Raw genomic sequence first — 13210 nt, 5'->3', positions numbered from 1 at the left:
AGCCGCGCCACACTGGATAAATCCCCGGCCAAACCATAATCAAATCATCATGATCTTTGCGCAGGCTCGATCGAGATAACCTGCGCTTTGCTGACGACAATCAACGGCGATGGACTCACCCGTGCACCGGGGCCACCGTCAGGCTGCTTGTTCTGCGAGGGTATTGGCTTGCCGCATGCCGGCCAGTTTGCGCAAGCCACGACTCCGCCAGCCTTCACACATTGGCAAGCAGCGCGCGTATACCATCCCGCCCGCGTTCCAGTTGCCCCGCTATGATCAGGAGGATCCCTTGGCCCGTTTCCGAACGTCTCTGCACGCTCTCGCACTGAGCCTGGCGCTGGTCGCCTGCAAGCCGCAAGCTGAGCCCGCCGGCGCTGCGACGCCTGCTGCGAATGCAGCACCCGCAGCCTCCGCACCTGCCACCGCTCCGGCAACGCCTGCGCAGGCGACAACCTGCCCCAGCGCCGACTTCTCTGTATTTCTGAAAAGCTTCAGTGCATACATTGCGGTACAGGAAAAGGCCACCGCCGATCCGCTGACGATGATCCAACTCGACCCGGACGCGCAGCCCGAGCCCACCCCGGTCACCCGCATGGTTCCGCTGGCCAAGGTCGAATGGCCTGTCATTCCCAACCTGGAGGCAGCCCGCAACGGCGGCCGCGAGGTCACGATTTCCGAAGAGGCCGATGGCCGCCAGGTACTGGTCCGCAGGCCGGACACCGGCGATCAGCAGGTCTACCACTTCGCCCAGCGTCCTTGCTGGATGCTGGTCAAGGTGGACGACCAGTCTCTGTAAACGTCGGTGGGCGCTGGAAGCAGGTTCTGCCTGCTTGGCTATCCTCACCTACAACTCAAACCGTCAAAGAGGCGACCTGATGCGACGCTTCATCTCTGTCCTACCTGCGCTCGGCCTGAGCCTGGTGCTTGCCGCATGCGGTGACAAGCCAGGACCCGCAGCTACCACCACCACCAGCGCGCCCAGCACGCCACCTGCCACTACCCCATCCCCGGCTTCGACAGAAGCAGATACACAAGGACGGAACGACATGATCAAGGAATGCTCCGGCGTGCGCCTGCACCTGAGCGCGTTGCCATCCGAGAGCGGCGGCTCCACCAAAACCCACCTGGAGATGGAGCGTGATGGCCAACGCCAGGAAGTGGCAGCGCCTCCAGAGATGGCGGACTACACCGCAGTGGGCCTGGGTTGCGCGGAAAACGCAAAAGGAAACACGTATTTTGTCGTCCAGTACGGCGAGCTTCCTTACGGCTGCGAATTTTGCGAATGGTTCTTCCTGTATGACATCAAGGGTCAGTTGCTGAATCACGCGACACCACCGCTGCATACACAGGACGGCCAGCAGAGCCCGAATAACGATGAGTACGAACACAAGCTCGAAGAGCTGGGACTGAAGCACCCGGAACTGGTGCCTTTCCAGCCCTGAGCAAAGGATGCCCGTGCACCGATGGCGGTGCACGGCCAACGCAGTACGCGGTACATGGAGCAGCACCCGTTACAAGGAAGAATCTGTCTCATAGAAAGGAACGCACGATATGACCGACACCACGATTTATACCGAAATGCTTCAACCACGCGGCGCTGCATACAGCAGTGACCGGATCAAAGCCTGGAGCCATTACCGCGAGCCCATCGACAGCGGAGATGGCCGACTGCATGGCGAATCGCGTCGCTGGGGCGATGCCAGTCCACAAACCCAATCACGGGTAATCGATAGTCTTATCGATGCCTCGCGGGATGCCGGGCTTTCATCGCGCGAGACCGCTTACGTCCTTGCCATCGCCCGAGTTGAATCAGGCTTCAATCCTGATGCTGCTGCGGGCACAACGTCTGCCTCGGGCCTGGGTCAGTTCATCGACCGCACCGGCGCGCACTACGGCGTCAACGCGTCCAACCGCTTCGACGTGCAAACGCAGTCGCAGGCCTTGGTGCAACATTTCATCGATAACCGCGATCTTGCGCGCAGCCGCGGTGAGGGCGAGGACTACATCTACAAATATCACCACGATGGTCCCAGCAAGGATTATGGCGGCCTTGCTCTGTCGCGGCGCGAGATTGCCCCTCATCTGGACAACTACACCCAGTTTGTCGAACAGCGTCTCGCCCAGACGCAGGGCAATGCCCTGGACCGGCCTGCACCCGCGATGCACCCGGCCGAGCCCAGCCATGGCGCTCGCAGCAATTTCCAGCAAACGATGGAACGCATGCTGCCCGGTCAAGGCAGTGCCGACCCGCATATCACCGGTCATTATGGCGAGCACCGCGGCAGCCACGGGCCGCACGGCGGTACCGACTTCAACTACCAGGGTGGCCAGACAGGCCGCAACATGCAGCACCCGACGGTGCATTCGCCGGTCGCCGGAACCGTCACCTTCGCGGGCGGCAACTACGGCACCGTCAAGATTCGCGATGCACAGGGCAACTCGCACGAGATCCTGCACCTGGACGCGCTCAAGGTGAAGGAAGGTCAGACGCTGTCCGCAGGCGATGCCATCGGCACGATGGGTGGACGCGGCCCGAACGGTAACAGCCAGTACGCGCAGCACGTGCATTACCAACTGCGCGATGCCAACGGCAAGCTGACCAGTCCGGAGACATTCTGGAATCAGGGCCATCAGCAGGAGTTCGGCGCGCGCCACCCCCAGCCGGCGACAGCGGGTGGCAATGGCACGCTGCGGCATGGCGAGCAAGGCAGTGATGTCGGCAAGCTGCAGCAGGACCTCAACCGTCTCGGAGTGCGCGATGCGCAGGGCAACCGGCTTGCCGAGGATGGCCGCTTTGGCGACAACACGCGCGAGGCGGTGATTGCGTTCCAGAAGCAGCACGGGCTGCAGCCCGATGGCGTGGTGGGGCGCAACACGCAGGCCGCGTTGTCCGCACAACCGGCCCAGGCCCAGGCAGCGCAGACGCCGGTCGCTGCGCCCAAGGGGCCGTCGCTCGACGATGCCTCGCATCCGGACCATGCCTTGCACAACGCGATCCGCAGCAAGCTGTCCAGCATGATCTCCAACGAGACCGCGGCCCACGTCACCCTGCAGGCCAAGCAGAACGGTATCGATTCGGCAGACAAACTGCAGAACGTCACCGTGCAGGATGGCAAGGCATTTGTCATGGGCACCACGCCGGGCTTCCGTGCGGCGGTGGATCTGAACCAGCCAGCTCCCCCGCTGGAACAGACCAATGCGCAATTGCTGGCTGGCCAGGCTTCGCAGCAGCGTGCGCAGGATGAGCAGCAGCGGGTCGCGATCGGCGGCCGCTGACGGTTCAACGCCGCAGCACGAAAAACCGGCCAGATGTCTGGCCGGTTTTTTTGTGTCTGTCTGCTTTCGACAGTAGCCCCGAGAGCGGCGCTGCGGCCGCGCCTGACTGCACACGCCGCGCGGATTGCCTGTCGTTGCCAGTGGATCGAGCGTCGCTGGAGGTTGGTGCACCCTCCAGATTGCGACAAGACGGCATGCCTGCCGCGCTGGCGATGTCGCACACGCAGTGACACTCCTGCTGCTCTGCGATGCCCTCCACACCGCAAAGTGGCGCGGCGCACAGAACGCAACACAGCTGTAATTTTTACTACTGTGCTGTCATGGACTGTGCAAGTTTATCTGCCGGCACCTGTTGCCAGTCGCGATCGGCCGTGATGCGTATCGCCGCCGATCTTTGCATTGCACGTTTTCGGGGAGAGAGTCGTCATGCAAGTTCATGTCCTGGGCGCGGCGATCTGCTGCGCGCTATCGTTGTCTGCTGTCGCCACTGCTGCGGATCTTTCCGCGGATGCCGCGGTATCGCGCGCGCAATCCTTGTTGGGCAATCACGCTGCGGCGCTGGCCAATCGTGCAACGGCCGATGCGTTTGTCGCGCGCGACAGCATTGTCGATGCCGACGGCAGCGAGCATGTGCGCTTCGATCGTACGTATCAGGGCCTGCCGGTGATCGGCGGCGATGTGGTGGTGCATTCGCGGCGCGGAGTGATGCGTCAGTTGAGCCAGAGCATGGACACCAGCGCGCGCCCGAGCATCGTGCCCGGCATCGATGCCGACACGGCAGTGCGCGCGGCCGGTGCGCAGTTCGATCTGGCACCCGATGCCGCGCCGCGCGCAAGCTTGGCCCTGTATGCGCGCCAGGGCGCACCGCGGCTGGTCTATGAAGTGATCTACAGCGGCATCAAGCCCGATCAGACGCCGACCGAAATGCATTACATCGTCGACGCAATCAATCAACGCATTCTCGAATCCTGGGACACTGTGCACACCGCCTGCGCGGGTGGCACCAGTGCGGCCGGCACCGGGCGTTCGCTGTATGCAGGCAGCGTGGCGTTGGCAACGACGCGTTGCAGCAGCGGTTACGAGTTGACCGATCTGAGCCGCGGCAGCGGCGCCACCTACAACATGCGCAACAGCACCTCCGGCAACGGCACGCTGGTCACCGATGCCGACAACGCCTGGGGCAGCGGCGCCAACAGCGATACGGTGACCGCGGCAGTGGATGCGCATTACGGCGTGGCGTTGACCTGGGACTATTTCCGCACCACCCATGCGCGCAGCGGCATCGCCAACGATGGTGTCGGTGCGCGCAGCCGCGTGCATTACGGTAGCCGCTACAACAACGCGTTCTGGCAGGACAGCTGCTTCTGCATGACCTTCGGCGATGGCGACGGCAGCACGTTCACGCCGCTGGTGTCGGTGGATGTGGCCGGCCACGAGATGACCCATGGCGTGACCAGCCGCACCGCGCGCCTGGTGTATTCGGGCGAGTCGGGCGGCCTGAACGAAGCCACGTCCGACATCATGGGCGCGATGGTGGAGTACTCCGCCAACAACAGCGCGCAGCCGGGCAATTACCTGATCGGCGAGAAGATCATCCCGGGCAACAGCAGCGGGACGCTGGCCCTGCGCTACATGTTCAAGCCCAGCCTGGATGGCGATTCACCCGATTGCTACAGCAGCAGCCTGGGCTCGCTCAACGTGCATTACAGCTCGGGCGTGGCCAACCATTTCTACTATCTGCTGGCCGAAGGCGCGGTGGTGCCGAGCGGCTTCGGGTCGGGCACCAGCTGGAACGTGACGCCGGCCGGGCTGGTCTGCAACGGCAATACGGCATTGACGGCGATCGGCCGGGCGGCGGCCAGCCGCATCTGGTACCGCGCGTTGACGGTCTACATGACGTCCTCGACCAACTACGCGGCCGCACGCAGGGCCACGTTGAGCGCGGCCACCGATCTGTATGGCAGCAGCTCCACGCAGTACCGCGCGGTTGCCGCAGCGTGGAGCGCCGTGTCGGTCAACTGATGCACACCGGCCCCTGCCACGCGCACTGTGCGTGGCAGGGAGTACGGCTGCCACAGTGCCATCCGCGCGCGTATGCTTGGGTCATTCCTGGGAGGGAACATGACCGAACGCACCAAGACCGCGCGGCCGATCGACCGCTATTTCGCCAGCTACGCCGACGATCACCGCAACACCACCAATCAGCAGATCCACGTGCTGGCGGTGCCGGCGATCCTGTGGTCGGTGGTGGCCCTGCTGTGGTGCATCCCGGTCGGCGGCACCTGGTTCAGCAGCGGCGTGTGGGCGGCGTTGTCGATGTTCGCGGCCTGGTCGTACTACAACCGCCTATCGCGTCCGCTCGGGCTGGGCATGCTGGGGATCTTCTTTTTCTTCGGCTGCCTGTGCCGGTTGCTCGAAGGCAGACTCGGGCTCACCGGGCTGTTCGCCACGGCGCTGACGGTGTTCGTGCTGGCCTGGGTCGCGCAGTTCGTCGGCCACCGGATCGAAGGCCGCAAGCCGAGCTTCCTGACCGACCTGACCTATCTGCTGATCGGACCGATCTGGGTGTTGGCCAAGCTCTATCGTCAGTTGGGTTGGCGGTACTGAGCGCGACGACAGCCATAACGTGGCCGGTCGCCGGCGTGGTCATGATCTGAAAGCAGCGGATTACGCCTGAGCGCTGCGGCGGCTAACGGTCATACTGCATCGCCCTGCACAGCAGAGCTAGCGGACCGCGCGCTGTGCAGGTCTTCGAAGCACATCCGCCCAGACGAGCCTCACTCGCCGATGCCGAGTTCTTCGGGCAGGGGACGAAAGGCGCGCGGCGCATAACCGAAGTCGCGACGCGCCGGTTCCAGGTCAAACACAAGGTCATCGCGCATGCGCTGCAATGCGGCCGCATTGATGCCACGCAGGCGCCCCAGCCGCTGCGCAGCGGTCAGGGCAAGGCCAAACAGTCCGGGCGGTACCTGATACAGCCGCGCCGGTCGTGGCAGCGCTGCCAGCACGCGCTCCACCATCTGCGTATAGGCCAGCACTTCGCCGCCGCCGACGGCATAGCTGCGCTGCTGTGTCGCCGGCTGGGTGACCACCGCCAGCGCGGCGCTGGCCAGATCGTCCACATGCACCGGCTGGCGCAGCCCGGTCGCGTTGGCCGGCAGTACGAAGGCGCCGGTGCGCTGCGCCATCCCGGCGATCTGGGTGAGCGTGCGGTCGCGCCCGGCACCGTAGACCAGGGTCGGGCGCAGTACCGTCGCCGCAGCGCCACGCGCCTGGGCTGCGGAAAACAGCGCCTGTTCGGCATTTGCCAGGCGCTGTGCGACATCGCGCTCGGCCGCGTCGATCGAGTGTTCCTTGACCTCCAGGCTGGTGGAACCGAACGCCACGATGCGCGGAGCACGCACCGGATTTTCGACATACCAACGCGCGAAATGGTCCAGCGGACCGCAGCTGAAGATCACCTCGAATGCCTCGCCCGCGGCAGCCGGCATGGCCAGATCGCCCTGCCGCCAGATCAGCCCGGCGCGCGCGGCACGTGGCTGGCGCGACCAGGCCGTCACCTGCCAACCGCGGCCGAGCAGCCGCGTCAGCAGGCGTTCGCCGATCTGACCGCTGCCGCCGAACACCAGGGCACGCGGCGCAGAAACGGCAGTGGACGGAGCGGGATCGGCAGCAGTCACAGGGCTCGGATGCAGTCTGGGTGATCCCAGCATAGCGAGTGACAGGCAGCGGCGCGACGCCGATCCGGCCGCGATTTGCGCGGGCGCGCAGCCACGGCGTTGACGCTGGCGTCAGTCAACGATTTGTTAAGCTCTCTGGCCTGCTCGCGAATCTTGTGTTCCCTGCATGCCTTTCTCGCTGGAAATCCTGCTTGCGCTGCCATTTTTGATGGCGGCCGCCACTGCGCTGCTTTGGCGCACCTCCCGTTCGATCACTGCGTGGTTGGCTGCGGCCGCGCCGTTGGGCGGGCTGGTCATCCTGGCGACGCTCACACCGGCCGTGTTGCGCGGTGAGGTGATCGGCAGCCAGTACGCATGGTTGCCGCAGATCGGCCTGATGTTCTCGTTGCGGCTCGATGGCCTGGCGTGGATGTTCGCGTTACTGGTGCTGGGCATCGGTGCGCTGGTGGTGATGTATGCGCATTACTACCTGAGTGCACGCGATAGCGCATCGCGTTTCTTCGCCTATCTCATGCTGTTCATGGGCGCGATGCTCGGCATGGTGCTGTCGGGCAACCTGCTGTTGCTGATGGTGTTCTGGGAACTCACCAGCATCAGCTCGTTCCTGTTGATCGGCTTCTGGTCGCACCGCAAGGATGCGCGCGAAGGCGCGCGCATGGCCTTCGTGCTGACGGCCGGTGGCGGCCTGGCCCTGCTCGGCGGCATCCTGATGATCGGCCGCATCGTCGGCAGTTTCCAGCTGGATGCGGTGCTGGCGGCCGGCGATCTGATTCGCGCCAGTCCGCTGTATCCCTATGCACTGGGACTGGTGCTACTGGGCATCTTCACCAAGAGCGCGCAGTTCCCGTTCCACTTCTGGCTGCCGCACGCGATGGCGGCGCCGACGCCGGTGTCGGCGTACCTGCATTCGGCCACGATGGTGAAGGCCGGCGTGTTCCTGCTGGCGCGCCTGCATCCTGCACTGGCCGGCACCGACCTGTTCTTCTACACGGTCACCAGCATCGGTGCGATCACGCTGTTGCTCGGCGCATGGCACGCGATCTTCCAGCACGATCTCAAGGGCGTGCTGGCGTACTCGACCATCTCGCATCTGGGCCTGATCACCATGCTGTTCGGCCTGTCCACGCCGATGGCGGTGGTGGCCGGCGTGTTCCACATCCTCAACCATGCGGTGTTCAAGGCCTCGTTGTTCATGGCCGCCGGCATCATCGACCACGAGACCGGCACGCGCGACATGCGCAAGCTGGGCAACCTGCGCCGCCTGATGCCGGTCACCAGCGTGCTGGCGATCACCGCCTCGCTGGCGATGGCCGGTGTTCCGCTGCTCAACGGCTTTTTGTCCAAGGAAATGTTCTTTGCCGTGGCGCTGGAAACCGATGCGCCGCAGACGATGCGAGTATTGGCCAGCATCGCCGCGCTGCTGGCCGGCCTGCTCGGCGTGGCCTACAGCCTGCGCTTCGTGCACGACACCTTCTTTGGCGAGGGCCCGCGCGACCTGGACACCACTCCGCACGAGCCGCCGCGCTGGATGCGGATTCCGGTGGATGTGCTGGTGCTGATCTGCGTGGCCGTGGGCATCGTGCCGGCCTGGACCATCGCGCCGGTGCTGCGCGCCGGTGCCAGCGCGATCCTGGGCGAGCGCCTGCCCGACTACAGCCTGGCGCTGTGGCATGGCTGGAACTGGCCGCTGGCGATGAGCATCGCCGGCATGGTGGGCGGCACCCTGTTGTACATGGCGCTGCGCCGCACGCTGGACATGTACGCGATCCAGAACCGCTCGCCCGGCAAGGCGCTGTTCAACTGGAACCTGCGCGCGCTGTTCGCCGGCACCGTGCGTATGACCGATGCAGTCACCAACGGCAACCTGCAACGCATGCTGATGCTGCTGGTGCTGAGCGCTGTCGTGGTGGCGCTGGTGCCGTTTCTGCAGGGCGGCGCATTGCCGGCCTGGCCCGCGCCCACCCCGCTGCCGCTGCTGGGCTGGACGATCTGGCTGCTGATGATCGCCTGCGCCCTGGGCAGCCTGTTCCTGTACAAGCAGCGCCTGCTCGCAGTGCTGGTGCTGGGTGGCACCGGCCTGGCGGTCAGCATGACCTTCGTGTTCCTGTCGGCACCGGATCTTGCGTTGACCCAGTTGCTGGTGGAGATGGTCACGCTGGTGCTGATGCTGCTGGCGATGAATTACCTGCCCGAGCGCTCGCTGCCCGAGCCCGCGCGCCTGCGCAAGCTCCGCGATGCCGGCATCGCCGTCGTCGGTGGTGCCGGGCTTGCCGCATTGGCCTATACCTTGATGACCCAGCCCAGCCACACGGTTGCCGGCGAGCTGCTGCAGCGTGCGCTGCCGGAAGCCTACGGGCGCAACGTGGTCAACGTGATCCTGGTGGATTTCCGCGGCTTCGATACCTTCGGCGAGATCACCGTGTTCGCGATCGCCGGGCTGGTAGTGCACGCGCTGCTGCGGCGCTCGCGGATGGCGCCGGAGCGCAGCATGCCCGGCCCGCCGATCAAGTTGCCGGTGCCGGCCGATCTGGCGCAGATCATGTTCCCGCTGACGCTGACGGTGTCCTTGTTCCTGTTCCTGCGCGGCCATAACGCGCCCGGTGGCGGCTTCATCGCCGGGCTGGTGCTGGCGGTGCCGTTGCTGATGCAGTACGTGATCCAGGGTGCCGCGTCGGTGGAATCGCGCTTCGGCTTCGACTACATCCGCCTGATCGGCATCGGCCTGCTGTGCGCGCTGGTCAGCGGCGCCGGTGCGCTGGTGTTCGGCATGCCGTTCCTGAGCAGCGGGCATCTGGAGATTCCGTTGCCGCTGCTGGGCGACCTGGAACTGGCCAGCGCGCTGGGCTTCGATGTCGGCGTGTATCTGGTGGTGTTCGGTGCGGCGATGTTGATGCTGTCGATGATGGGCACGATCAAACCCTCGCGCACGCGCAGCTCGCAGCGCGGCGAGATCGACCCCACCCAACGTTCGACACGCACCGCGGAGCAGCATTGATGGAACTGGCAGTGGCAAGCGCGATCGGCGTCCTCACCGCATTGGCGATCTACCTGTTGCTGCGCGCACGCAGCTTCGACGTGATCCTGGGGATGACCTTCCTGTCGTACGCGACCAACCTGCTGATCTTCGCCGGTGGACGGCTGCGCAGCGGCCAGGCGCCGGTGTTGCGCGAGGGCGTACCCGCCGACCTGATGCACTACACCGACCCGTTGCCGCAGGCGCTGGTGCTGACTGCGATCGTGATCGCCTTCGCGATGACCGCGGTGAGCCTGGTGCTGGCGATCCGCAGCCGCAGCGACAACGGCAGCGATCATGTGGATGCGCATGAAGACGCCACCACCGGCGTGGACACGCGCGAGGCCCGGCGATGAGCCATCTGCTGATCCTGCCGATCCTGATCCCGATGCTGGGCGCGTCGGCGTCGCTGTTCGTCGAACACCGACGCTATGGGCCGCGCGTGCAGCGCACGGTGGCATGGGCGAGCATGGCCTTGCTGGCCGCATCGGTCATCGCCTTATTCGCGCGCGCCGCCGAAGGCCAGGTGCTGGTCTACCTGCTCGGCGACTGGCCGGCGCGCATCGGCATCGTGCTGATGGGCGACCGCCTGTCGGCGTGGATGCTGTTGACCACCCTGATCCTGGGCGCGGCCTGCCTGCTGCATGCCTGCGCCGGCTGGGACCGGCGCGCGCCGCATTTCCATGCACTGTTCCAGTTCCAGTTGATGGGCTTGAACGGCGCATTCCTGACCGGCGACATCTTCAACCTGTTCGTGTTCTTCGAAGTGATGCTGATCGCCTCCTACGGCCTGCTGCTCAGCGGCGGGCGCGGGCTGCAGATGCGTGTGGGCCTGCATTACGTGGTGTTCAACGTGTGCGCGTCGACCCTGTTCCTGATCGCGCTGGGCCTGCTGTTCGGCGTGTTCGGCACCTTGAACATGGCCGAGCTGTCGCAACGCATCGCCGCGTTGCCGGCGCAGGACCTGCCGCTGGCCAAGGCCAGCTTGGGCCTGTTGCTGCTGGTGTTCTGCAGCAAGGCCGCGTTGCTGCCGCTGTACCTGTGGCTGCCGGAGACCTATTCGCGCGCGCCGGCGGCGGTGGCGGCGTTGTTTGCGATCATGACCAAGGTCGGGCTGTACGCGACGCTGCGGGTGTCGGCGCTGTGGTTCGGCGCCGGTGCCGGCGCGCTGCAGGGCTTCGGCCGCCACGCATTGCTGTGGCTGGGCATCGCCACGCTGCTGATGGCCGCGTTCGGGGTGATGGCCGCATCGCGGCTGCGGGTGATGGTGTCGTATCTGGTGGTGTTCTCGGCGGCGACGTTGTTCATCGCCTTCTCGCTGGACGATGCCGGCGCGTTGGGTGCGGGCCTGTACTACCTGCCGCATAGCAGCTTCGTGGCTGCGGCGTTGTTCATGGTGTCGGACCTGATCCGGCGTCGCCGCGGCAGCGCCAGCGACCGCAAGGAAGTGGTCGCGCCACTGCCGCGGCGCGGGATCCCCGGCGCGATGTTCATGGTCGCCGCGGTCGCGGTCGCCGGGCTGCCGCCGTTGTCCGGCTTCCTGGCCAAGGCCGCATTGCTGCAGCACGTTCCCGAGGGCCTGGTCGGGCCGGTGTGGTTCGCCATCCTGGGCAGCAGCCTGCTGGTGGTGATCGGCCTGACGCGTGCCGGGGTGCGCCTGTTCTGGCGCGTGCCCGAAGCGGTGCAGGACGTTCCCGAGCTGCAGCCGCAACGGCGTGCGCGCATGCGCCCGGTGGAAACCGCCGCCACGCTGCTGTTGCTGGGCGGGCTGGTGGCGATGACGGCCGGTGCCGGCCCGTTGATGCGCTACACCGACGCGGCTGGCGTGCAGCTGCGCGACCCCGGCGCCTACGTCGAGCAGGTCCGCGCCACCACGCCGCAACGGAGGCAGCCATGAGCACGCGCCTGCCGCTGCGTAGCCGGCTGCTGCCCTCGCCGTCGCTGAGCGTGACGGTCTTCATTTTCTGGCTGTTGCTCAGCGACAGCTTCGGGCCGCAGCAATGGGTGCTGGGCTTGTTGCTCGGCTGGGTGGTGCCGATCTTTGCGGCGCGCCTGGACCGCGAGTTCGCCCGCATCGGCTCGCTGCGTTCGGTGCCGCGCATGTTGCTGGTGGCCGCCGGCGACATCGTGCGCTCCAACATCAAGGTGGCTGGCCAGGTGCTCGGCCCGGAGTCGCGCATCCACCCCGGTTTCATCTGGGTACCGCTGGATATCGCCAACATCCACGGCATCGCCGCGCTGACCAGCATGATCACGCTCACTCCCGGCACGGTGTCGGCGGCGCTCTCGGACGACCGCAAGTATCTGCTGGTACACGTGCTGCACCTGGACGACCCGGACGCCTTGATCGTCGAGATCAAGACCCGCTACGAGAAGCCCCTGATGGAGATCTTTCCGTGACCGGCCACATGTTCATCGAATCGACCATCGTCATCTGCATGCACACGGTGGGCCTGGCCATGCTGATGGCGCTGTGGCGCCTGCTGCGCGGCCCGAGCGTGCCCGATCGCATCCTGGCGCTGGACACACTGTCCATCACCGCCATCGCCGAGCTGATGCTGCTGGGCATGTACCTGGACTCGCCGATCTACTTCGAGGCCGCGCTGGTGATCGCGATGCTGGGCTTCGGCAGCACCGTGGTGCTGAGCAAGTTCGTGTTGCGTCGGGACATCGTCGAATGATTGCGCTGACCGAATATCTGCTCAGCGCGCTGTTGCTGGTCGGCACCTTCTTCATCCTGATCGGCGCGCTCGGCCTGGTGAAGCTGTCGGATTTTTTCAAGCGCCTGCATGCGCCGACCAAGGCCAGCACCCTGGGGGTGGGCTGCGTGCTGCTGGCATCGGTCGGCTATCACCTGTTCCTGGGTGTGGACCCGCAACCGCGCGAGTTGCTGATCACCGTGTTCCTGTTCATCACCGCACCGATCAGCGCCCATCTGATGGCCAAGGCCGCGCTGTCGCTGATGATGGAAAACCGCCCGGAAGTGCCCAACCATGGCGAGATGAAGAAGGAAGGCCTGCCCACACCGCAGACGCAAGGCGATGTGGGCGAAAACGCGGAAACCGCCAAACAGCACGCCGAGCCGGACAAGGATCCGCGCTGAGCTGCGCAGCTGCTTCGAGACCCCCTGCCCGGATGGTCTCGACACGTTGTTCTACGCGCATGCTACCAATCGACTATGCGCGCGCACGCTGCGCTGCCGGAAGCCGCTTGCGCCGCCGATGCGGCGCCGCGGCGGCCG

12 protein-coding genes are annotated in these 13210 nt (G+C 65.6%); 11 read left to right on the top strand and 1 reads right to left on the bottom strand.

Annotated features, from left to right (window positions below):
* Positions 1-289: 289 nt before the first annotated feature.
* From ABQ137_RS02740 to ABQ137_RS02720, 5 genes are all read left to right on the top strand, one after another.
* On the top strand, positions 290-796 hold the full coding sequence (locus ABQ137_RS02740; RefSeq protein ID WP_349781514.1) for a hypothetical protein: 507 nt from the start codon (positions 290-292) through the stop codon (positions 794-796).
* Positions 797-830: 34 nt separating this feature from the next.
* On the top strand, positions 831-1442 hold the full coding sequence (locus ABQ137_RS02735; protein WP_349781084.1) for a hypothetical protein: 612 nt from the start codon (positions 831-833) through the stop codon (positions 1440-1442).
* A 109-nt stretch (positions 1443-1551) separates the two neighbouring features.
* Positions 1552-3276: a peptidoglycan-binding protein gene (locus ABQ137_RS02730; protein WP_349781083.1), complete on the top strand. Its 1725-nt coding sequence runs from the start codon at positions 1552-1554 to the stop codon at positions 3274-3276.
* A gap of 426 nt (positions 3277-3702) precedes the next feature.
* The gene (locus tag ABQ137_RS02725) at positions 3703-5298 is read left to right on the top strand and encodes a M4 family metallopeptidase (protein ID WP_349781081.1); all 1596 of its coding nucleotides are present in this window, start codon (positions 3703-3705) and stop codon (positions 5296-5298) included.
* A 99-nt stretch (positions 5299-5397) separates the two neighbouring features.
* Positions 5398-5883, top strand: a complete 486-nt coding sequence (locus tag ABQ137_RS02720) for an Mpo1 family 2-hydroxy fatty acid dioxygenase (RefSeq protein WP_024938209.1) — start codon at positions 5398-5400, stop codon at positions 5881-5883.
* 170 nt (positions 5884-6053) lie between these two features.
* On the opposite strand, the gene ABQ137_RS02715 is transcribed toward ABQ137_RS02720, so the two are convergent.
* Complete coding sequence (locus ABQ137_RS02715) at positions 6054-6956, bottom strand: NAD-dependent epimerase/dehydratase family protein (protein ID WP_180970371.1); 903 nt, start codon at positions 6954-6956, stop codon at positions 6054-6056.
* A 166-nt stretch (positions 6957-7122) separates the two neighbouring features.
* Between ABQ137_RS02715 and ABQ137_RS02710 the strand changes: the two genes are divergently transcribed.
* The 6 genes from ABQ137_RS02710 to ABQ137_RS02685 are packed head-to-tail and all read left to right on the top strand — an operon-like array spanning position 7123 to position 13072.
* Complete coding sequence (locus ABQ137_RS02710; RefSeq protein ID WP_046345453.1) at positions 7123-9951, top strand: monovalent cation/H+ antiporter subunit A; 2829 nt, start codon at positions 7123-7125, stop codon at positions 9949-9951.
* Positions 9951-10325 carry a Na+/H+ antiporter subunit C gene (locus ABQ137_RS02705; RefSeq protein WP_016901335.1) on the top strand — a complete coding sequence of 125 codons (375 nt, stop codon included), beginning with the start codon at positions 9951-9953 and terminating at the stop codon, positions 10323-10325. Before ABQ137_RS02710 ends, ABQ137_RS02705 begins: the two co-directional genes overlap by 1 nt.
* Entirely contained in the window at positions 10322-11866 is a 1545-nt protein-coding gene (locus tag ABQ137_RS02700; RefSeq protein WP_349781078.1) for a monovalent cation/H+ antiporter subunit D, read from the top strand. The genes ABQ137_RS02705 and ABQ137_RS02700 overlap by 4 nt, the downstream gene beginning before the upstream one ends.
* Positions 11863-12369 (top strand): Na+/H+ antiporter subunit E, encoded by a 507-nt coding sequence (locus tag ABQ137_RS02695; protein ID WP_349781076.1) that lies wholly within the window; start codon positions 11863-11865, stop codon positions 12367-12369. The genes ABQ137_RS02700 and ABQ137_RS02695 overlap by 4 nt, the downstream gene beginning before the upstream one ends.
* On the top strand, positions 12366-12650 hold the full coding sequence (locus ABQ137_RS02690; RefSeq protein WP_046345450.1) for a K+/H+ antiporter subunit F: 285 nt from the start codon (positions 12366-12368) through the stop codon (positions 12648-12650). Before ABQ137_RS02695 ends, ABQ137_RS02690 begins: the two co-directional genes overlap by 4 nt.
* Entirely contained in the window at positions 12647-13072 is a 426-nt protein-coding gene (locus tag ABQ137_RS02685) for a Na+/H+ antiporter subunit G (RefSeq protein ID WP_047127936.1), read from the top strand. The genes ABQ137_RS02690 and ABQ137_RS02685 overlap by 4 nt, the downstream gene beginning before the upstream one ends.
* The last annotated feature ends 138 nt before the right edge of the window (positions 13073-13210 follow it).

The organism is Xanthomonas sp. WHRI 8393, from assembly GCF_040203315.1.
In the GTDB taxonomy this organism is placed as follows: domain Bacteria; phylum Pseudomonadota; class Gammaproteobacteria; order Xanthomonadales; family Xanthomonadaceae; genus Xanthomonas; species Xanthomonas arboricola.
This window is presented reverse-complemented; position numbering and strand designations above follow the sequence as displayed.